This window comes from Streptomyces callyspongiae (assembly GCF_047200695.1).
Classification (GTDB): Bacteria; Actinomycetota; Actinomycetes; order Streptomycetales; family Streptomycetaceae; genus Streptomyces.
The window spans coordinates 88517-108383 of the sequence record NZ_JBJZOM010000005.1; the positions used below are offsets into that span (position 1 = coordinate 88517).

Below are 19867 nucleotides of genomic sequence, written 5' to 3' on the forward strand. Positions count from 1 at the left end.
CCCCCGCATCCTCCCGGGAATGTGACCTGTGGCACCATGCTGGGCACCCCAGCCGTCACAGCTCCCCCAGGAGACCACTCGCGTGCAGCACCCGGCCGGCCAGGACGTTCTCCCGCACACCCGCACCCGTCTCGTCCATTGGGCGGCCACCGGTCTCGCCCTGACGGCAGTGGTGGCCCTGGCCGCCGTGATCCAGCCGTCCGGGGCGAGCGCCGAACAGGCGGCGACCGCTGCCGGGGAGGCCCCCGAGGCGGACCGCGCGCGCTACCCGCTGGACTGCGGGCCGTCGGGGCCTGCCGTGGACGTGATCGACGCCGCCTCCGCCGACTTCGACGACGACGGGCGGGCCGAGACGGTGGCGCTGGTCCGCTGCGCCTCACCCACGGGCACCCCGCCGAGCGGCATCTTCGTGCTCACCCGGCCGGTCGGCTCCGGGGGCCGCCCGCGGATCGTGGAGACCCTGCTGGCACCGGAGGAGGGCATGAGCACGCAGGACTTCACTCTGCGTGAGAGCGGGAGCCGCGCCATCGCGGTCACCCTGCTCGGCTACTCCTCCGACGACGTCCCCCGCTGCTGTCCGGATCTGGAGCGCAAGGTCACCTGGCGGTGGCAGGACGGCCGGTTCGTCCTCGTCCCGGAACCGGTCGCCCGCAGCGTGTGAGCGCTCCGGGCGACCGCCGCCCTCGCCGGGTCACTCCGCGTCGGGACCGTGGACCTCGACCCTGTCCGAAACCCGCCGTACGTGGATGCAGTCGCCGGGGCACTCCTCGGCCGATGCCCGCACGTCCTTCAGCAGCGGGAGCGGCACGGGAGTCGTCGCGCCCTCGTCCTGCAGCAGCTCGTCGTCGGCGTCCTTGACGTAGGCCAGACCGTCGATGTCCAGCTCGAAGACCTCCGGCGCGTACTGCGCGCAGATGCCGTCGCCGGTGCACAGGTCCTGGTCGATCCAGACCTCGAGAGCCTCGTTCCCGTTGGTCATCCTGTCGCCTGCCGTTCCTGCGCTCGCGTGTGAAACAAAGCCACTCCCCACGGGTGTTGGCTGCTCCGACGATACAGCCGGGCGGCTTCGGAGGTTTGCGGGTGGGTATTCCCCAGGCGTGAGGGAGCGCGCAGGGGTGAAGATCGGACACACCCCGCCGTCTTTGTGATCTAGGGGTTTCAACCCCTACCTGTGCAGGTAGGGTCAGAAACGTCCAGCTCCCCCTGGAGGAGGTGAGGACCGTGGCAGCCCAAGACGACGACACCAACCGCGGCATCCGCCCGGAACAGGGCCCGGAGGACCCGTCCGGCGAGGTCGCCCGTCTCGAGCAGGAGATCGCCGTCCTGCGCCGGAAGCTCGCCGACTCTCCGCGGCATACTCGGATTCTCGAGGAGCGGATCGTCGAGCTGCAGACGAATCTGGCCGGAGTGTCCGCCCAGAACGAACGGCTCGCGGGCACCCTCCGCGAGGCACGGGACCAGATCGTGGCCCTCAAGGAAGAGGTCGACCGGCTGGCGCAGCCCCCGGCCGGATTCGGGGTCTTCCTCGAGGCCAACGAGGACGGCACGGCCGACATTTTCACCGGGGGCCGCAAGCTCCGGGTGAACGTGAGCCCCAGCGTGGAGCTGGAGGACCTCCGGCGCGGCCAGGAGGTCATGCTCAACGAGGCGCTCAACGTGGTCGAGGCCATGGCCTTCGAGCGCGCCGGCGACATCGTGACCCTCAAGGAGGTGCTGGAGGACGGCGAGCGTGCCCTCGTCGTCGGCCACACCGACGAGGAGCGCGTGGTCCGGCTCGCCCAGCCGCTGCTGGAGGCCACACTGCGCGCCGGTGACGCGCTGCTGCTCGAGACGCGCTCCGGCTACGTCTACGAGGTCGTGCCGAAGAGCGAGGTCGAGGAACTGGTCCTCGAAGAGGTTCCCGACATCGACTACGGCCGCATCGGCGGCCTCGGTGGCCAGATCGAGTCGATCCGCGACGCGGTCGAGCTCCCCTATCTGCACCCGGACGTCTTCCAGGAGCACGAACTCCGCCCGCCCAAGGGCGTGCTGCTCTACGGACCGCCGGGATGCGGCAAGACCCTGATCGCCAAGGCGGTCGCCAACTCCCTTGCCAAGAAGGTCGCAGAGGTGACCGGCAAGCCCCAGGGGAAGAGCTACTTCCTCAACATCAAGGGGCCGGAGCTGCTCAACAAGTACGTGGGCGAGACCGAGCGGCACATCCGCCTGGTCTTCCAGCGGGCACGGGAGAAGGCGAGCGAGGGAACCCCCGTCATCGTGTTCTTCGACGAGATGGACTCCCTCTTCCGCACCCGAGGGTCCGGCGTCAGCTCGGACGTGGAGAACACGATCGTCCCGCAGCTGCTGTCCGAGATCGACGGTGTGGAGGGACTGGAGAACGTCATCGTCATCGGCGCCTCCAACCGCGAGGACATGATCGACCCCGCGATCCTCCGGCCGGGACGCCTCGACGTGAAGATCAAGATCGAGCGTCCCGACGCCGAGGCCGCCCGTGACATCTTCTCCAAGTACCTGACCGCGAACCTGCCGCTGCACGCGGACGACCTTGCCGAGCACCACGGGGACGCAGTGGCCACCGTGGACGGCATGATCCAGTCGGTCGTCGAGCAGATGTACGCTGAATCGGAGGAGAACCGCTTCCTCGAGGTCACCTACGCCAACGGTGACAAGGAGGTCCTGTACTTCAAGGACTTCAACTCGGGAGCGATGATCCAGAACATCGTCGATCGCGCGAAGAAGATGGCCATCAAGGCCTTCCTCGACCAGAACCAGAAGGGGCTCCGCGTCTCGCACCTGCTCGCCGCCTGCGTGGACGAGTTCAAGGAGAACGAGGACCTCCCCAACACCACGAACCCCGACGACTGGGCCCGGATCTCCGGCAAGAAGGGCGAGCGGATCGTCTTCATCCGCACCCTCGTCACCGGGAAGCAGGGCGCGGACACCGGCCGTTCCATCGACACGGTGGCCAACACCGGTCAGTACCTGTAGAGACGACACGACCGGCTGCGGGTCCCCCGGCTCGGGGTCCCGCAGCCGGCCGTTGGTGGCGGGACACTGCCGGCAAGGAGGGTCGTATGACCGTACGGCGAGTAATGGGCATTGAGACGGAGTACGGCATCTCCGTGCCCGGCCACCCGAACGCCAACGCCATGCTGACCTCGTCCCAGGTCGTGAACGCCTACGCGGCGGCGATGCACCGGGCGAGGCGGGCGCGCTGGGACTTCGAGGAGGAGAACCCGCTCCGGGACGCCCGGGGGTTCGACCTCGCCAGGGAGGCCGCCGAGGCCAGCCAGCTCACGGACGAGGACATCGGCCTGGCCAACGTCATCCTCACCAACGGTGCCCGGCTGTACGTCGACCACGCCCACCCCGAGTACAGCGCCCCCGAGGTCACCAACCCGTGGGACGCGGTCCTCTGGGACAAGGCGGGGGAGCGGGTCATGGCCGAGGCCGCCCGCCGCGCGGCCGAGGTGCCCGGGACCCAGCCCATCCTCCTGTACAAGAACAACACCGACAACAAGGGTGCCGCCTACGGCACCCACGAGAACTACCTGATGAAGCGGGAGACGCCGTTCTCCGAGATCGTGAGGCACCTGACACCGTTCTTCGTCTCCCGCCAGGTCGTGTGCGGGGCGGGCCGGGTGGGCCTCGGGCAGGACGGCGGGGAGCACGGCTTCCAGCTGAGTCAGCGCGCCGACTACTTCGAGGTCGAGGTCGGCCTCGAGACGACGCTGAAGCGGCCGATCATCAACACGCGCGACGAGCCGCACGCCGACGCCGAGCGGTACCGCCGCCTGCACGTGATCATCGGTGACGCGAACCTCTCGGAGATCTCCACCTACCTGAAGCTGGGTACCACCGCACTCGTCCTGTCCATGATCGAGGACGGGTTCATCGCCGTCGATCTCGCCGTCGACCAGCCCGTGCGGACGCTCCACCAGGTCTCGCACGATCCGACGCTGCAACGCCTGGTCACGCTGCGGAACGGCCGAAAGCTCACTGCGGTCCAGCTCCAGATGGAGTACTACGAGCTGGCCGTCAAGTACGTCGAGGAACGGTACGGCGACGACGCCGACGACCAGACCAAGGACGTGCTGTCGCGGTGGGAGGACGTCCTCGGGCGGCTCGAGGCGGACCCCATGAGCCTCTCCGGCGAGCTCGACTGGGTCGCCAAGCGGGAGCTGATGGAGGGCTACCGCCGCCGTGACGGCCTCGACTGGGACGCCTCCCGGCTCCACCTCGTCGATCTGCAGTACGCCGATGTCCGGCCCGACAAGGGGCTCTACAACCGTCTGGCCCAGCGGGGACGCATCAAGCGCCTCCTGGACGAGCAGGACGTCGGCCGTGCCGTGACCCGGCCGCCCGAGGACACCAGGGCCTACTTCCGGGGCCGCTGCCTCGACAAGTACGCCGATGCCGTGGCCGCCGCCTCCTGGGACTCGGTGATCTTCGATCTTCCGGACCGTGATTCGCTGCAGCGCGTGCCCACGCTGGAGCCGCTGCGCGGCACCCGCGAGCACGTGGAGAGCCTCCTCGACCGCTGCCGTACGGCGGAGGAGCTGGTCAGGGCGCTCTCCGGCAGCTGATACGTCCGCCGATCCAGGGCTATCCGGAGCCTTGACGGGGAATGATCCCCTCGACCGGTGAGGCGGCCGGAGGGAGCGCCGATGTCAGCCACTGCTTGTAAGCTCTGATCTTGTACCTTTCGCGTACACCGACCCGAGCGGGGTGAGGGAAATGGCGACCAAGGACACCGACGGCGGCCAGCAGAAGGCCACCCGCCAGACCGAGGAGACCGAGGAGCAGGCGCAGGACGCGCAGGTCTCCGAGGACCTCAAGGAGCGCCAGGAGGCGCTGTCCGACGACGTGGACTCCGTCCTCGACGAAATCGACGACGTCCTCGAGGAGAACGCCGAGGACTTCGTCCGCAGCTTCGTGCAGAAGGGCGGCCAGTGACGGTCCTGCTGCCGCCGCCCCGTCCGGGCCCCTGACGCAAGCGAGTACCGCCCCGTCGGGCCGAGGTCCCACCGGGCCACCGGTCCGGGATCCGGTCGACCCCGCTGCTGTGCGGGGTCGACCGGCGGGTTTGCATGCCCGACGGCCCTGACTCCGCGCCCGCGAAACTTCTTCCGTCCGGTGCGGAAGAGCATGTGGATCACCGCCGCAGGACGGGTAAGGTCCGTGGCGTACCGTGCTTCGGCCGCAACGCGGTGTCGAGGCGGTTCGAGCAAGGGCCCTGGGGACTGCGGGCCGTCGCCTACCCGGAAGGAAACGCGTGGAAGCCGAAACTCGTAGCACCGGGCGTCTGCCGGCCGCCTTCCTGACTCCCGGTTCCTCCTCGTTCATGGATTTCCTGTCCACGCACGCACCGGAGCAACTGCCGGGCAGCCGGCCGCTGCCGCCGGTCGAGGGTGCCGTCCAGGCGCCGCACGGCACGACGATCGTCGCGACGTCGTTCCCGGGAGGTGTGGTGCTGGCCGGTGACCGCAGGGCCACGATGGGCAACGTCATCGCGCAGCGGGACATCGAGAAGGTCTTTCCGGCGGACGAGTACTCCGCCGTCGGGATCGCCGGCACGGCCGGCCTGGCCGTCGAGATGGTCAAGCTTTTCCAGCTGGAGCTGGAGCACTTCGAGAAGGTCGAAGGCTCCCAGCTCTCCCTGGAGGGCAAGGCCAACCGCCTGTCCGCCATGATCCGCAGTAATCTCGGCATGGCCATGCAGGGTCTGGCGGTGGTGCCGGTCTTCGCCGGCTGGGACGTGGAGCGCGAGAAGGGCCGCATCTTCAGCTACGACGTCACCGGCGGCCGTTCCGAGGAGACCGGGTTCGCCGCGGTCGGCTCCGGTTCGGTCTTCGCGCGCGGATCGCTGAAGAAGCTGTTCCGCGAGGACATGACCGAGCAGCAGGCCGCCACCGCCGTGGTCCAGGCGCTGTACGACGCCGCGGACGACGACTCGGCGACCGGTGGTCCCGACATGGCCCGGCGCATCTACCCCATCGTCACGGTGATCACGGACGACGGCTACCGGCGGATGACGGAGGCCGAGGTGTCCGAGATCGCCCGGACGGTGCACGAGGGCCGTCTGCAGCAGCCCAACGGGCCGCAGGCCCCGGTTCTCTGAGGGCCCTCCAGCACCCGTCGAAGAAGGAAGGGGCAACAACCGGTGTCGACGCCGTTCTATGTCTCACCCCAGCAGGCCATGGCCGACCGTGCCGAGTACGCCCGCAAGGGCATCGCGCGGGGACGCAGCGTGGTCGTGCTGCAGTACGCCGACGGCATCGTGTTCGTCGCGGAGAACCCCTCGCGCGCACTGCACAAGGTCAGCGAGATCTACGACCGGATCGCCTTCGCCGCGGTGGGCAAGTACAACGAGTTCGAGAACCTCCGCATCGGGGGCGTGCGCTACGCCGACCTGCGCGGCTACACCTACGACCGCGACGACGTGACCGCGCGGGGGCTGGCCAACGTCTACGCCCAGACGCTCGGCACGATCTTCTCCAGCGCCGCGGAGAAGCCCTACGAGGTGGAGTTGATCGTCGCGGAGGTGGGCGCCACGCCGGACGAGGACCAGATCTACCGGCTGCCGCACGACGGATCGATCGTCGACGAGCACGGGTCCGTCGCGGTGGGAGGCAACTCCGACTCCATCGGCAGCCACCTGGAACAGCGGCACCGTGACGACATGTCGCTCGGCGAGGCCCTCAAGCTCGCCGTCGAGGCGCTGTCGCGCGACAACAACGGTGGCGACCGTTCCCTGACCTCCGAGCAGCTCGAAGTCGCCGTCCTGGACCGTTCCCGGCCGCAGACGCGGAAGTTCAAGCGGGTACTCGGCCGTCGTGTCGCCCACCTCCTCGACGAGACACCGGCCGGCGGCTCCTCCGCCGGCACGGACGACAACGACACCGACCCCGAGCAGTAGGGAGCGCTTCGGCGGGGCGCGCGGCTCCCGAGCCGCTCAGCCGCCGCCGGGGCGGGAGGCGGCGCCCGGAGCGCTGGTGGAACCCCGTTCCACCAGCGAGACGGGCAGCACCCCGGGACGCGCCGCCCGGCCGTCGAGCACGGCCAGCAACGCGTCCATGCCGGCAGCGCCGATCTCTTCGGCCGGCAGCCGCACAGTCGTCAGCTCCGGCTCCACCGCGGTCGCCAGCGCCAGGTCGTCGAATCCGGTGACGGAGATGTCGTCGGGCACCCGCAGCCCCCGTCTGCGCACCGCTTTGCAGGCACCGGCCGCCAGCAGGTCGTCGTCGCACACGAGAGCCGTTGTCTCGGGCTTCCGCTCCAGCAGCCGTGCCGCAGCCCGCAGACCGCCCGTGACGCTCAGCTCGGCGGGCTCCGTGCCGGTCAGGGTGGCGCCCCTCTCCGCGAGTGCGGTGTACAGGGCGTCGGCGCGCACCCGGAAGGTCCACGATCCCACCTCCGCCGACAGGTGACCGACCCGTCGGTGCCCCAGCCGCAGCAGATGCCCGGCCACCGCCCGCATTCCCGAGGCGATGTCGAGGTTGACCGTGGCGTCGGCGCCGCCCTCGGCGTCCGCGGGATCGCTGTCCAGCATGACCAGCGGGAGCCCGCCGGACTGCAGCGCCGCAAGGGCTTCGGGGGCCATCGAGGACGCGATCACCCCGTCCAGCGAGGAGCGCGCGGAACTGAACGGGTCCGGTGCCGGCCCCACTCCTTCGGGAGAGGGGTACAGCACCATCCCGAAGTCGTGCTCCGCGGCGACCCGGGCCGCGCCCGCATGCACGCGGGCGAAGAAGTCGCCGGTCAGTGCCGGGACCACCAGCAGGGCCGTCCGGTTGCGGCCCAGCCGCAGGCTCCGCGCCGCCAGATTCGGCCGGTATCCCAGCTCGGCCGCCGCGGCACGCACCGCCTCCGCCGTGCGTGCCGAGACCCTCCCGTGCCACTTGTCGCCCATCACCAGGGACACGGTCGCCTGCGACACCCCGGCCCGGCGCGCCACGTCCCGGCCGGTGGGCGGCACGGCCGCTCTGCTGCTCCGCATCCCGCTCGTCACCTTCCTCCTCCGGCGCGGCGCCGGGCGGGGTGGACCCCCGACTGGCGTCATGGTACGTATGACGCGGCAGGTTATACGTATTACTGCGACCGATCCGGTCCCACTCCCTCGGGCCGGGCGAGAGGAGCGTGCCGTGGCGAACGGCTACGCCGAACTGTTGCGCGCGCGGCACGCGGTGCGCCTGCTCGTCGGGACCCTGATCGGACGGCTGCCGAACGCCACAGCCGCCCTCGCGATCGTGCTGTTCGTGCGTGCCGAGGGCGGCGGCTACTCGCTGGCCGGGGCGCTGGCGGCCGTGTACGGACTCGCCACGGCCGTCGGGCAACCCCTGCTCGGCCGTGCCGTGGACCTCCACGGGCAGCCCCGGGTGATGTTCCCCGCCGCGGTCCTGTCCGGAGCCGGCATGGCACTCCTGGCGGTGCAGGGCACCGGAGTCCCGTGGATCGCGTACACGGCCGTGCTGGTGGCCGGTCTCTTCACGCCACCGCTGGAAGGCGGACTCCGGGCACTGTGGCCGGGCGTCCTCGGCCGCAACGACCGGGTCCACGCCGCGTACGCGCTCGACGCCGTCGCGCAGGAGGTGATGTTCGCCGTCGGGCCGCTGCTGGTGACGCTGCTGGTGGCCCTGTGGAACGAGGCGGCGGCGCTGCTGGTCATCAACCTGCTCGGCGTGCTGGGGGCGCTCTCGGTGGTCGTCTCGCCGCCCTCCCGGCTCTGGCGCTCCGCTCCGCGCGAGGCCCACTGGCTGGGCGCACTGCGTTCCGGAGGGCTGCTGGCCCTGCTCGGCTCCTTCTTCTTCGTCGGCCTCGCCCTGGGCACGATCGCCGTGGCCGCCGTCGCCTACGCCGACGACCAGGGGAACAGTCTTCTCTCGAGCTACCTGCTCTCCGCCCTCGGCACCGGTGCACTCCTCGGCGGACTCCTCTACGGGGCGCGACCCTGGCCGGGCGCGCCGGAGCGCAGACTCCGCACGCTCGTCGCAGCCCTGGCCGCCGGTTACGCTCCGCTCCTGCTGGTTCCGGGACCGGTGCTGATGACCGCGCTGGCCGGTGTTGCGGGAATCTTCCTGGCCCCTGCGCTGGCCTGCTCCTTCGTGGTGGTCGACAGGCACGCGCCGACCGGCACGGTCACCGAGGCGTTCTCCTGGCTCGTCACCACCTTCGGTGTCGGTGCCGCCGCCGGCACCGCAGTGGTCGGCCCCGTACTGGAGGAGGCCGGAACAGCGGCCGGTTTCGGAGTGGCGGCCGCGGGAGGGGCCGCCGCGTTCTGCGTCCTCCTCGTCACCGGCGGTGTGCTCTCACCCGTCACCGCGGCCTCCGCGGCCTCCGCGCCGGAACCGGCCACCGGCGGTGCGACGAGCGGCCGGGAGGCGGAAAATGATCGGCACGCGGAACCCGAACCCGGTTTCAGAACAGGCCATAAGGCGTAATGTTCAGTCATGGACCGCCGAATCTTCGGGCTGGAGAACGAGTACGGCGTCACGTGTACGTTCCGGGGGCAGCGGCGGCTGTCCCCCGACGAAGTGGCGCGGTACCTCTTCCGCCGTGTCGTGTCATGGGGCCGCAGCAGCAACGTCTTTCTGCGCAACGGCGCCCGCCTCTACCTGGACGTCGGATCGCACCCGGAGTACGCCACTCCCGAGTGCGACAGCGTCACTGAACTGGTCACCCACGACAAGTCCGGCGAGCGCATCCTGGAGGGGCTGCTCGTCGATGCGGAACGGCGCCTCCACGAGGAGGGCATCGCCGGCGACGTGTATCTGTTCAAGAACAACACCGACTCGGCGGGGAACTCCTACGGCTGCCACGAGAACTATCTGGTCGCCAGGCACGGCGAGTTCTCGCGGCTCGCCGACGTCCTGATTCCCTTCCTGGTCACCCGTCAGCTGGTCTGCGGAGCGGGAAAGGTGTTGCAGACCCCACGCGGAGCGGTCTATTGCGTCAGCCAGCGCGCCGAGCACATCTGGGAGGGCGTCAGCTCCGCGACCACCCGTTCCCGGCCCATCATCAACACGCGTGACGAGCCGCACGCGGACGCGGAGCGCTACCGCCGTCTCCATGTCATCGTGGGCGACTCGAACATGTCCGAGACGACCACGCTGCTCAAGGTCGGGGCCACCGATCTGGTGCTGCGCATGATCGAGGCGGGCACGGTCATGCGCGACCTCACGCTGGAGAACCCCATCAGGGCGATCCGCGAGGTCAGCCACGACATGACCGGGCAGCGCAAGGTGCGCCTCGCCAGCGGGCGGGAGGCCTCGGCGCTCGAGATCCAGCAGGAGTACTACGAGAAGGCACTGGACTTCTGCGAGCGTCGCGGGATCCGCACCGGCATGGTCGAGCGGGTCCTCGACCTGTGGGGCCGAACCCTCGAGGCGGTCCGCACGCAGGACCTCGACAAGGTCGGTACCGAGATCGACTGGGTGATGAAGTACAAGCTCCTGGAGCGGTACCGGGCGAAGAACAACATCACGCTGTCGCACCCGCGGGTCGCGCAGATCGACCTCGCCTACCACGACATCCACCGGCGCCGCGGGCTGTACTACCTGCTGGAACGCAAGGGACAGGCGGCACGGATCTGCGACGACCTGCGGATCTTCGAGGGCAAGTCGGTGCCGCCGCAGACCACGCGTGCCCGGCTCCGCGGCGACTTCATCCGGCGCGCCCAGGAGCAACGGCGCGACTTCACGGTCGACTGGGTGCACCTCAAGCTGAACGACCAGGCGCAGCGCACCGTGCTGTGCAAGGACCCCTTCCGGTCGGTGGACGAGCGGGTGGAGAAGCTGATCGCGGGCATGTGAGGCGATGGCGGAGGGGAGCGCGGACACGGACCGGTCGCCCCGCCGGGGTGATTCCGTGTCGCGCTTCCCCGTCCCGCAGCAGCCGGGCCGTAGGCTGGGGGCTCGACACCGGCACGAGCCGGATCCCCTACCCCAAGAGTGACCACATGACGCGCTTCACGACTGCCCGCCGCTTCGCCGCGGCCGTGGCCGTACCCCTGCTGATCGCCTCGACCGCCGCTTGCGGCGGAGGCGATTCCGGGCAGCAGAGCGGCATGCCCGCCGTGTCCTGGGAGGACGGCAAGAAGCCCGAGATCGACGCCGGTGCCGGAGAGCCGCCGGGCGATCTCCAGGTGAAGGTCCTCGAGAAGGGCGACGGGCCCCGGATCGAGAAGTCCGACTTCATCACCGCCCACTACGCGGGTCAGACCTGGGAGGGCAAGCCCTTCGACGACAGCTACCAGCGCAAGCTCCCCTCGGGCTTCCCCATCGGTGTCGGTGGCGTGATCGACGGCTGGGACAAGGGCCTGATCGGCAAGAAGGTCGGGAGCAGGCTGGAACTGGTGGTGCCGCCGGACCTCGGCTACGGGGACAACCCGCCCCAGGGCAGTGCCATCGGCAAGGGCGACACCCTGGTGTTCACCATCGACGTCAAGGAGGCGGTGCCCATGGCGCCGCAGGGCGCGAAGGTGCCGCAGAAGGACGAGGCACTGCCGCGTGTCGGAGTGAACACCGACGACAAGGCTCCGCGGATCACCGTCCCCGAGGGCGCGCAGGCCCCCGAGGAACTCGTGAGCAGGACCGTCATCGAGGGCGACGGCGAGAAGGTGGCCGCGGGCGACACGGTGCTCGCCAACTACCGGGCCGTCGAATGGGACAACCCGAAGGCCGAGATCAGCACCTGGAAGGGTAATCCGGCGGCGCAGATGCCCCGCGGCCCCCAGGAGATTCCGGTCGGCCGGATGCCCGGCTGGAAGGACGGCCTGGTGGGCAAGAAGGCCGGGAGCCGGGTCATGATCGTGGTGCCCAAGGGCGAGTTCCCGAAGGAGCAGCAGAAGCAGGCGTCCGACGTGGTGATGGTCGTCGACGTCATGAAGATCCGCTGAGCGCGCGTCTGTCACACTGAGCGGGTCGGAAGTGCACCATTCGTAGGAGCCAATTCGTGAGCATCGACAAGCCCGAGGTCGACTTCCCCGAGGGGGAGCCCCCCGCGGACCTGGAGGTCCAGGAGATCTGGGAGGGCGACGGACCGGAGGCCAAGGCCGGGGACACCGTCTCCGTGCACTACGTCGGCGTGTCCTTCTCCACCGGTGAGGAGTTCGACGCGAGCTGGAACCGCGGCAAGCCGCTGCAGTTCCAGCTCGGTGCCGGACAGGTCATCGCGGGCTGGGACCGCGGAGTGCAGGGCATGAAGGTCGGCGGGCGCCGCCGGCTGACCATCCCCGCGCACCTTGCGTACGGCGACGCCGGCGCCGGCGGCGGCCGCATCAAGCCGGGCGAGACCCTGATCTTCGTCTGCGACCTGGTCGCCGTCTGAGGCATGCGACCGGAGGCCCCCCGCCGCGGCGGGGGGCCTCGTTGCGTACCGCCCGGATTCCGCTTTGGTCGTGTGCCACCGGAGCGGTACGGTCGGTAGCCTCCAGCTGAATGAGAGAGGCAAGGGGTCCATGGCGATTGCCAAGGCCGAGCGGTTGATGAACCTGGCGCTGTGCCTGCTCGGGGCCCGGCGGCCCCTGACCAAGCGCGAGTTGCGCGGCTCCATCGAGGCGTACCTGGAAGCCGGCAGCGACGACTCCTTCAACCGCATGTTCGAGCGCGACAAGGACGATCTGCGCGAACTCGGCCTTGTCATCGACATCGTGGACAACCTCGACGGAGAGACCGGCTATCTCGCCCGGCGCGACAGCAACCGGCTGCCGCCGATCACCCTGGACGCCGCCGAGGCCACCGCGCTGGGCCTGGCCGCGCGGGTCTGGCAGCAGGCCCGACTCGCGGGCGCCGCGAGCGGTGCTCTCCACAAGCTGCGGGCCGCAGGGGGCATGCCTCAGGCGGGCGACGACGGCGGCTACGGAGACCCCAACCCGCACAGCTCCCTGGAGCCCCGCATCCCGGCGCGCGAGGCCGCGTTCGAGCCGCTCATGCTGGCGTGCCGCGACCGCCGCCCCGTCGCCTTCGACTACCGGAAGGCCAACGCCGTCCGTCCGGAGCGCCGCAGCGTCGAGCCCTGGACGCTGGAGTGCTGGCGGGGCCACTGGTACCTGGCCGGCCACGACCGGGACCGGGGGGCCGAACGGGTCTTCAGGCTCTCCCGCATCACCGGGCCGGTACGGTCCCGGACCGGCCCGTTCACCGCGGCCGTTCCCGACCAGGTGGCCGTGCGCGAGACGGTCGAGCGCTGGGCCGGAGAGAGCGCCACGGGGCGCGCCCGCATCCGGTTGCGGCGCGACGCAGGCTACCCGCTGCGCGCCCGTGCCGGCGAGATCCGCCGGCTGGACGCGGACTGGGACGAGCTGGAGATTCCGTACGGACACGGACTGGACGCCTGGCTGGTCGAGTTCGGCCCTGACGTGGTGGTCCTGGAGCCCGCGGAACTGCGGGCCGACGTGGTGGACCGGCTGCGCGCCGTCGCCAAGGGCTGAACAGAGCAGGAGCGTAGGAGACAATGGCGTCGAACGCCGTCGACCAGACCCGCCGGATGTTGTCCCTGGTCACCTATCTCAGGGATCGTCCCGGTGCCCGTGTCGAGGACGTGGCGCGGGCGTTCGGCATCACGGTCGATCAGCTCATCGCCGACCTCGATGTGCTGCCCCTGTGCGGGACCAGTTTCCGTGGCGGCGACCTCTTGGAGATCGACACCGACGGTGAGCGGATCTGGTGGCGCAACGCGGACGACGTCGCCGAGCCGCTGCGCATCGCTGCCGACGAGGCCACGGCACTGCTGGTGGCGGCACGAGCGGTCGCCACGCTGCCCGGACTGCGGGAGAGCGACCGGGACGCGTTGCTGCGTGCCACGGCGAAGCTGGAGGCGGCAGCCGGGGAGAACGCCGGTGCCAGTTCCCGCCTGTCGGTGACCTTCGAGGCCGAGGGCGGCGTCTTCGCCGACGTGGACCGGGCCATCGCGGAGCGCCGCCGGCTGTGGCTGCGGTACTACTCTCCCGCGCGCGACGAGCTCACCGAGCGGGAGATCGACCCCATCCGGCTGTTCGCCGTCGGTCACACCTACGTGGAGGCCTGGTGCCGGCGCACGGAGGCCCGGCGCACTTTCCGGCTCGACCGGGTGGCCGAGATCCGGTTGCTCGAGGAGCCTGCCGACCCGCCGCCCCTCACGCCCCGCGACCTGTCCGAAGGGCTTGTGCAGCCCTCGCCGGACGACCCCGAGGTGGTCGTCGAGGTGGCGCCGGGCGGGCGCTGGGTGGCGGAGTACTACCCGCACGACCAGGCCGAGGAGCTGCCGGACGGGGGGCTGCGGATCACCCTGCGCACACCCGACCCCGGGTCCCTGCGGCGGCTTGCGCTCCGCCTCGGGGCCGACGGCCGCATCGTCTCCCCCCGCGATCTGGCCGTCACCGCGCGCGACGCCGCCCGGGCGGCCCTGGCCGCCTACGGCGAGTGACGCGCACTAGGCTGCCCGCATGCTCTGGCCCATGGTGTTCCTGACGCTCGCCTTCGCCGGTGCCGCGGTGCTCGGTGTCCTCGCCGTCCGTGTGGGACTGGAGGTGCGGCGCCTCGCCCGCGCCGTGGGGGACGGCTCGGAGAGAGTCGCCCGTGCCGCCGACGACCTCGAGCGTGCTGCGGCCTCCTGCGCGCGGTCCGTCGAGCGGTAGTGTGGAGTGCTGCTGCGCCGGTCTCCCGGGGACAACGTGGAACATGCACGAGCATTGCTCAGCGTTCACTCCCCAGGGTTACGATCGTGCGCAGCACGAACGCAGCCAGCCCGACACACACGGCAGGCACCAGGACTCACGCCGCCCCGGCGAGAAGGTAGTGGCACATGCTCCCCAACCTGAGGCCCATGGAGATCGTTCTGATTCTCCTTGTCATCCTGCTGCTGTTCGGCGCCAAGAAGCTCCCGGACATGGCCCGCTCCCTCGGCAAGTCGGCCCGCATTCTCAAGAGCGAGGCCAAGGCCATGAAAAAGGACGGCGGCGACGGCGACAGTGGCAAGGACGCCGGAGCCGACACGCAGCAGAGCGCGCCGAAGACGATCCAGGCGGCGCCCGGCGACGTCAACAGCTCGCGCCCGGTCGAGGACACCGCCCGCCCGCCGCAGCAGAACTGATCGCTCCGCCCCCCCTGACGACACATCCGACACCGAGGACGTGGGTTGCTCAAGTCCGCCCGCCAACAGGGTAATCAGCCGAAGGACCCCGAGGGGCGGATGCCTCTCGTGGAGCACCTGCGGGAGCTGCGCAACCGCCTCATGAAGGCGGTCCTGGCGATCCTCGCCGTGACCGTCTTCGGCATGGTCTTCTACAACGAGATCGCCGACTTCCTCACCGGGCCGATGCTGGAGCGGGTCGGCTGCACGGACGGCTTCGGCGCCTCCGCCACGCACGACGTCTGCGCCAACCTGACCATCAACGGCCTCGTCGGACCGTTCACGGTGATGCTGAAGATCTCCTTCACCGTGGGCGTGGTCCTCGCGTCGCCGGTGTGGCTCTACCAGCTCTGGGGCTTCCTCGCCCCCGGCCTGCACCGCCACGAGAAGAAGTACGCGGGCGCCTTCGTCGCCTCCGGTGTGCCGCTCTTCCTGGCCGGCGCCTACGTGGCCTACCTCATCCTGCCCACCGCTGCCGAGGCGCTGATCGGCTTCACGCCGCAGGGAGCGGAGAACCTCATCGACCTCGGCGATTTCGTCGACATCGTCTCCCGGCTGGTCATCGTCTTCGGGCTCGCCTTCGAGCTGCCGCTCGTCCTGGTCATGCTGAACCTCGGAGGGATCGTCTCCGGGCGCCGGCTGCTCGGCTGGTGGCGTATCACCGTCGTCGCCATCACCGTGTTCGCCGCGGTCGCGACCCCGACCGGCGACCCCCTCACGATGGGCGCCCTGGCAGCCCCGATCGTCGTGCTGTACTTCGGCGCCGTCGGGATCGCACTCCTCAACGACCGGCGGCGGGAGCGGAGCGACCGCGACGCCGACCTCGACGACGACGAGGCGTCCGAGCTCGACCACACCCCGGAACCGGTGTCCGCCGCCGGGGCCCTGCCCGTCGGCGAGGAGGCCGCAGGCGACGAAAACCGCCGACCCGACGGTTACGGCGACGTCACCTGACGCGCTAGTGTCCGCCGGGTGACCAGCGAGATCACCCTCCTTGTGAATCCCACGGCCGGGCGCGGACGCGCTGCGCACGCGGCCCAGCCCGCCGCCCGGGCCCTTCGGGACGCCGGTTTCTCCGCGCGCACCCTGGTGGGTGCCGACGCCGACGACGCGCTCCTCCAGGCCCGCGAGGCGGTGTCGAGGGGAACCGGTGCGCTCGTGGCCGTCGGAGGTGACGGCATGGCCTCCCTGGCCCTCCAGGCGGTCGCGGGCACCGACATCCCGCTCGGCGTCGTCCCCGTCGGTACCGGCAACGACTTCGCCCGGGCCACCGGCCTCCCGCTGGGGGACCCGGCCACCGCCTCCCGGCTCGTCGCCGGCGCGCTCACGGCGGGGCGCACGCGCAGTCTCGACCTCGGCAGGGTGCGGGGGGCCGGCGACGACCACTGGTTCGGCTGCGTCCTCGCCTCCGGCTTCGACTCCCGCGTGAACGACCGCGGAAACCGCATGCGCTGGCCCTCGGGACCGCGCCGCTACGACATCGCGATGCTCGCCGAACTCGCCGCGTTCCGTCCCATCGGCTACCGGATCACCCTCGACGACGGCCCACCGCAGGAGATCGCCGCCACCCTGGTCGCGGTCGGGAACGGACCCTCCTACGGGGGCGGCATGCGCATATGCGCCGACGCCGACCTGGAGGACGGGCTGCTCGACGTCACCGTCGTGGGCGCGTGCAGCCGCACCACTCTGCTGCGGGTGTTCCCCCGGGTCTACCGCGGCACGCATCTGCGCCACCCGGCCGTGACGGTCCACCGGGCCCGGAAGGTCGTGCTGGAGGCGGAGGACGTCACCGGCTACGCGGACGGAGAGCAGGTGGGGCCGCTGCCCCTGACGGTCGACAGCGTGCCCCGCGCCGTGCGCCTGCTCGTGGGGGAATAGCGATCGATCCACATCGGGGAGGCCGGTAGGCTCGACTCCACGATGACCGAGGATCTGTCCCCCGCCGAGCGGTACGCCGCAGCCCGGAAACGGGCTGCGGAGCAGGCCACCGCTCTCGCACCGTTCCGTGACCTGTACGACTTCGCCCTGGACGACTTCCAGATCGAGGCGTGTCGAGCCCTCGAAGCCGGAGAGGGAGTGCTGGTGGCCGCGCCCACCGGCTCCGGCAAGACGATCGTCGGCGAGTTCGCCGTGCACCTCGCGCTCGAGCAGGGCCGCAAGTGCTTCTACACCACACCGATCAAGGCGCTGTCGAACCAGAAGTACAACGACCTGGTGTCCCGGTACGGGGCGGAGCAGGTCGGGCTGCTCACGGGCGACAACAGCGTCAACGGCGACGCTCCGGTGATCGTCATGACCACCGAGGTCCTGCGCAACATGCTCTATGCGGGGTCCCAGGCGCTGCGCGGTCTCGGCTACGTCGTCATGGACGAGGTGCACTACCTCTCGGACCGGTTCCGCGGCGCAGTGTGGGAAGAGGTGATCATCCACCTCCCGGACTCGGTCACGCTGGTCTCGCTCTCCGCGACCGTCTCCAACGCCGAGGAGTTCGGTGACTGGCTCGACACCGTCCGCGGCGACACCCGCGTCATCGTCTCCGAGGACCGCCCCGTACCGCTGTGGCAGCACGTGCTGGCCGGACGGAAGATGTACGACCTCTTCGAGGAGAAGGGGGACCGCAAGGAGGTCAATCCGGACCTCGTGCGCATGGCGCGCATGGAGAACAGCCGCCCGTCCTCCTCCCGCGACCGCCGGCGCAACGGCCGTCCCAAGCGCGAGGCCGACCGGGAACGGGAACGCCGGCAGCGTGCCCGCATCTTCACCCCCAGCCGTCCCGAAGTGGTGGATCGCCTCGACGCCCAGGGCCTGCTGCCCGCCATCACCTTCATCTTCAGCCGCGCCGGGTGCCAGGCGGCCGTCCAGCAGTGCCTCGCAGCCGGGCTGCGCCTGAACTCACCCGCGGAGCGCGGGCGGGTGCGCGAGATCGTGGAGGACCGCACCGCGGACATCCCCGCCCAGGACCTGCACGTCCTGGGCTACTTCGAGTGGCTGGAGGGCCTGGAGCGCGGGGTGGCCGCCCACCACGCGGGCATGCTCCCCACGTTCAAGGAGGTCGTGGAGGAACTGTTCGTCCGCGGCCTGGTGAAGGCCGTCTTCGCCACCGAGACGCTGGCGCTGGGCATCAACATGCCGGCACGTTCGGTGGTGCTGGAGAAGCTCGTCAAGTGGAACGGTGAACAGCACGCCGACATCACGCCCGGCGAGTACACCCAGCTCACCGGGCGAGCGGGACGCCGCGGCATCGACGTGGAGGGGCACGCGGTGGTGCTGTGGCAGCGCGGCATGGACCCGGGCGCTCTCGCCGGCCTCGCCGGCGCGCGTACCTATCCGCTGCGGTCGTCTTTCAAGCCCTCGTACAACATGGCGGTCAATCTCGTCGCGCAGTTCGGGCGGCACCGCTCCCGCGAACTGCTGGAGACCTCCTTCGCCCAGTTCCAGGCGGACCGTTCGGTGGTGGGGATCTCCCGCCAGGTGCAGCGCAACGAGGAGGGGCTGGAGGGGTATCGCGCCTCGATGACCTGCCACCTCGGCGACTTCGACGAGTACGCGCGTCTGCGGCGTGCGCTGAAGGACAGGGAGAACGAACTGGCCCGGCAGGGCGCTGCCCAGCGCCGCGCCCAGGCCGCCGCGGCGCTCGAGAAGCTGAAGACCGGGGACGTCATCCATGTGCCCACCGGCAGGTTCGCCGGTCTCGCGCTGGTTCTCGACCCGGGCACCACGCCCGGCCGGACCCCGGGGTCGAGGCGCGGATTCGACCACCACGACGGGCCGCGTCCCCTGGTGCTGACCGCGCAGCGCCAGGTCAAACGGCTCGCCGCGATGGACTTCCCCGTACCGGTGGAACCGTTGGAGCGGATGCGCGTTCCGAAGTCCTTCAATCCGCGCAGCCCGCAGTCGCGGCGCGACCTGGCCTCGGCGTTGCGGACCAAGGCGGGGCACCACGAGCCGCAGCGCCACCGGCGCAAGCGGTCCGCCGCCGCGGACGACGAGGAGATCGCGCGGCTGCGTGAGGAGCTGCGCCACCATCCCTGCCACGGCTGCGACGAGCGCGAGGACCACGCCCGCTGGGCCGAGCGCTATCACCGTCTGCGCCGCGACACCCGGCAGTTGGAGCGGCGTATCGAGGGCCGCACCAACACCGTCGCCCGAACCTTCGACCGGGTGTACGGCCTGCTGTCCGCTCTCGACTACCTGTACGGCGATCAGGTCACGGAGGACGGCCGGCGCCTCGCCCGGCTCTACGGCGAACTCGACCTGCTGGCGTCCGAGTGCCTGCGGGAGGGTGTGTGGGAAGGCCTGCCGCCGGCCGAACTCGCCGCCTGCGTCTCGGCCCTGGTGTACGAGGCACGCGCCTCGGACGACGCCCTCGCGCCGCCGCTGCCGGGGGGACGTGCCAAGCACGCCCTCGGCGAGATGGTCCGCATCTGGGGCCGGCTCGACGCGTTGGAGGAGGAGCACGGCGTGAGCGCGGCCGAAGGGGTCGGCCAGCGGGAGCCCGACCTGGGCTTCGCGTGGGCCGCGTACCAGTGGGCCGACGGGCACGGGCTGGACGCCGTGCTGCGGGAGGCCGACATGCCGGCCGGCGACTTCGTGCGCTGGTGCAAGCAGATCATCGACGTGCTCGGTCAGTTGGCGGCCGCGGCTCCCGAGGGAGGCACGGTCGGGAAGAACGCGCGCCGCGCGATCGACGCCATGCGGCGGGGAGTCGTCGCCTACACCTCCGTCGGCTGAGCGTTCTCCCCGGGCGTGACCGCGCACG

The 19867-nt window shown here is 70.6% G+C and carries 19 protein-coding genes; 17 read left to right on the forward strand and 2 right to left on the reverse strand.

Features of this window, described 5'->3' with window-relative positions:
• Positions 1–82 precede the first annotated feature (82 nt).
• Positions 83–661 carry a hypothetical protein gene (locus tag ACL06G_RS06010; protein WP_412784188.1) on the forward strand — a complete coding sequence of 193 codons (579 nt, stop codon included), beginning with the start codon at positions 83–85 and terminating at the stop codon, positions 659–661.
• 30 nt (positions 662–691) lie between these two features.
• On the opposite strand, the gene ACL06G_RS06015 is transcribed toward ACL06G_RS06010, so the two are convergent.
• Positions 692–979: a ferredoxin gene (locus ACL06G_RS06015; protein WP_412784189.1), complete on the reverse strand. Its 288-nt coding sequence runs from the start codon at positions 977–979 to the stop codon at positions 692–694.
• A gap of 242 nt (positions 980–1221) precedes the next feature.
• Between ACL06G_RS06015 and arc the strand changes: the two genes are divergently transcribed.
• The 5 genes from arc to prcA all read left to right on the forward strand — a co-directional run bounded on the left by arc (position 1222) and on the right by prcA (position 6919).
• A complete protein-coding gene (gene arc / locus ACL06G_RS06020) occupies positions 1222–2988 on the forward strand; it encodes a proteasome ATPase (RefSeq protein WP_412784190.1) in 1767 nt (588 codons plus the stop codon).
• 86 nt (positions 2989–3074) lie between these two features.
• A complete protein-coding gene (gene dop / locus ACL06G_RS06025) occupies positions 3075–4586 on the forward strand; it encodes a depupylase/deamidase Dop (RefSeq protein WP_412784191.1) in 1512 nt (503 codons plus the stop codon).
• A 151-nt stretch (positions 4587–4737) separates the two neighbouring features.
• On the forward strand, positions 4738–4956 hold the full coding sequence (locus ACL06G_RS06030) for a ubiquitin-like protein Pup (RefSeq protein WP_412784192.1): 219 nt from the start codon (positions 4738–4740) through the stop codon (positions 4954–4956).
• Between the two features lie 319 nt (positions 4957–5275).
• Entirely contained in the window at positions 5276–6121 is an 846-nt protein-coding gene (gene prcB / locus ACL06G_RS06035) for a proteasome subunit beta (RefSeq protein ID WP_412784193.1), read from the forward strand.
• A 42-nt stretch (positions 6122–6163) separates the two neighbouring features.
• Positions 6164–6919, forward strand: a complete 756-nt coding sequence (prcA, locus tag ACL06G_RS06040; RefSeq protein ID WP_412784194.1) for a proteasome subunit alpha — start codon at positions 6164–6166, stop codon at positions 6917–6919.
• Between the two features lie 36 nt (positions 6920–6955).
• On the opposite strand, the gene ACL06G_RS06045 is transcribed toward prcA, so the two are convergent.
• The gene (locus ACL06G_RS06045) at positions 6956–7999 is read right to left on the reverse strand and encodes a LacI family DNA-binding transcriptional regulator (RefSeq protein WP_412835536.1); all 1044 of its coding nucleotides are present in this window, start codon (positions 7997–7999) and stop codon (positions 6956–6958) included.
• Positions 8000–8144: 145 nt separating this feature from the next.
• Between ACL06G_RS06045 and ACL06G_RS06050 the strand changes: the two genes are divergently transcribed.
• The 11 genes from ACL06G_RS06050 (at position 8145) to ACL06G_RS06100 (ending at position 19839) form a co-directional block, all read left to right on the forward strand.
• Positions 8145–9440: an MFS transporter gene (locus ACL06G_RS06050; protein ID WP_412835537.1), complete on the forward strand. Its 1296-nt coding sequence runs from the start codon at positions 8145–8147 to the stop codon at positions 9438–9440.
• Between the two features lie 9 nt (positions 9441–9449).
• Positions 9450–10811 carry a Pup--protein ligase gene (pafA, locus tag ACL06G_RS06055; protein ID WP_412784197.1) on the forward strand — a complete coding sequence of 454 codons (1362 nt, stop codon included), beginning with the start codon at positions 9450–9452 and terminating at the stop codon, positions 10809–10811.
• Positions 10812–10957: 146 nt separating this feature from the next.
• The gene (locus tag ACL06G_RS06060) at positions 10958–11896 is read left to right on the forward strand and encodes an FKBP-type peptidyl-prolyl cis-trans isomerase (protein ID WP_412784198.1); all 939 of its coding nucleotides are present in this window, start codon (positions 10958–10960) and stop codon (positions 11894–11896) included.
• Between the two features lie 56 nt (positions 11897–11952).
• Complete coding sequence (locus ACL06G_RS06065) at positions 11953–12327, forward strand: FKBP-type peptidyl-prolyl cis-trans isomerase (protein WP_412784199.1); 375 nt, start codon at positions 11953–11955, stop codon at positions 12325–12327.
• Between the two features lie 130 nt (positions 12328–12457).
• A complete protein-coding gene (locus tag ACL06G_RS06070; protein WP_412784200.1) occupies positions 12458–13429 on the forward strand; it encodes a helix-turn-helix transcriptional regulator in 972 nt (323 codons plus the stop codon).
• A 23-nt stretch (positions 13430–13452) separates the two neighbouring features.
• On the forward strand, positions 13453–14403 hold the full coding sequence (locus ACL06G_RS06075) for a helix-turn-helix transcriptional regulator (protein ID WP_412784201.1): 951 nt from the start codon (positions 13453–13455) through the stop codon (positions 14401–14403).
• 19 nt (positions 14404–14422) lie between these two features.
• Positions 14423–14614: a hypothetical protein gene (locus tag ACL06G_RS06080; RefSeq protein ID WP_412784202.1), complete on the forward strand. Its 192-nt coding sequence runs from the start codon at positions 14423–14425 to the stop codon at positions 14612–14614.
• A gap of 167 nt (positions 14615–14781) precedes the next feature.
• On the forward strand, positions 14782–15069 hold the full coding sequence (tatA, locus tag ACL06G_RS06085; RefSeq protein WP_412835538.1) for a Sec-independent protein translocase subunit TatA: 288 nt from the start codon (positions 14782–14784) through the stop codon (positions 15067–15069).
• Between the two features lie 45 nt (positions 15070–15114).
• Entirely contained in the window at positions 15115–16062 is a 948-nt protein-coding gene (gene tatC / locus ACL06G_RS06090; protein WP_412835539.1) for a twin-arginine translocase subunit TatC, read from the forward strand.
• Positions 16063–16080: 18 nt separating this feature from the next.
• Complete coding sequence (locus ACL06G_RS06095; RefSeq protein ID WP_412784205.1) at positions 16081–16986, forward strand: diacylglycerol kinase; 906 nt, start codon at positions 16081–16083, stop codon at positions 16984–16986.
• A 42-nt stretch (positions 16987–17028) separates the two neighbouring features.
• A complete protein-coding gene (locus tag ACL06G_RS06100) occupies positions 17029–19839 on the forward strand; it encodes a DEAD/DEAH box helicase (protein WP_412835540.1) in 2811 nt (936 codons plus the stop codon).
• Positions 19840–19867: the final 28 nt, after the last annotated feature.

Coding starts and splice junctions, on each gene's coding strand:
- ACL06G_RS06015 (WP_412784189.1), bottom strand. CDS start 979: ATGACCAACGGGAACGAGGCTCTCGAGGTCTGGATCGACCAGGACCTG.
- dop (WP_412784191.1), top strand. CDS start 3,075: ATGACCGTACGGCGAGTAATGGGCATTGAGACGGAGTACGGCATCTCC.
- ACL06G_RS06030 (WP_412784192.1), top strand. CDS start 4,738: ATGGCGACCAAGGACACCGACGGCGGCCAGCAGAAGGCCACCCGCCAG.
- ACL06G_RS06045 (WP_412835536.1), bottom strand. CDS start 7,999: ATGCGGAGCAGCAGAGCGGCCGTGCCGCCCACCGGCCGGGACGTGGCG.
- pafA (WP_412784197.1), top strand. CDS start 9,450: ATGGACCGCCGAATCTTCGGGCTGGAGAACGAGTACGGCGTCACGTGT.
- ACL06G_RS06060 (WP_412784198.1), top strand. CDS start 10,958: ATGACGCGCTTCACGACTGCCCGCCGCTTCGCCGCGGCCGTGGCCGTA.
- ACL06G_RS06070 (WP_412784200.1), top strand. CDS start 12,458: ATGGCGATTGCCAAGGCCGAGCGGTTGATGAACCTGGCGCTGTGCCTG.
- ACL06G_RS06075 (WP_412784201.1), top strand. CDS start 13,453: ATGGCGTCGAACGCCGTCGACCAGACCCGCCGGATGTTGTCCCTGGTC.
- ACL06G_RS06080 (WP_412784202.1), top strand. CDS start 14,423: ATGCTCTGGCCCATGGTGTTCCTGACGCTCGCCTTCGCCGGTGCCGCG.
- tatA (WP_412835538.1), top strand. CDS start 14,782: ATGCTCCCCAACCTGAGGCCCATGGAGATCGTTCTGATTCTCCTTGTC.
- ACL06G_RS06100 (WP_412835540.1), top strand. CDS start 17,029: ATGACCGAGGATCTGTCCCCCGCCGAGCGGTACGCCGCAGCCCGGAAA.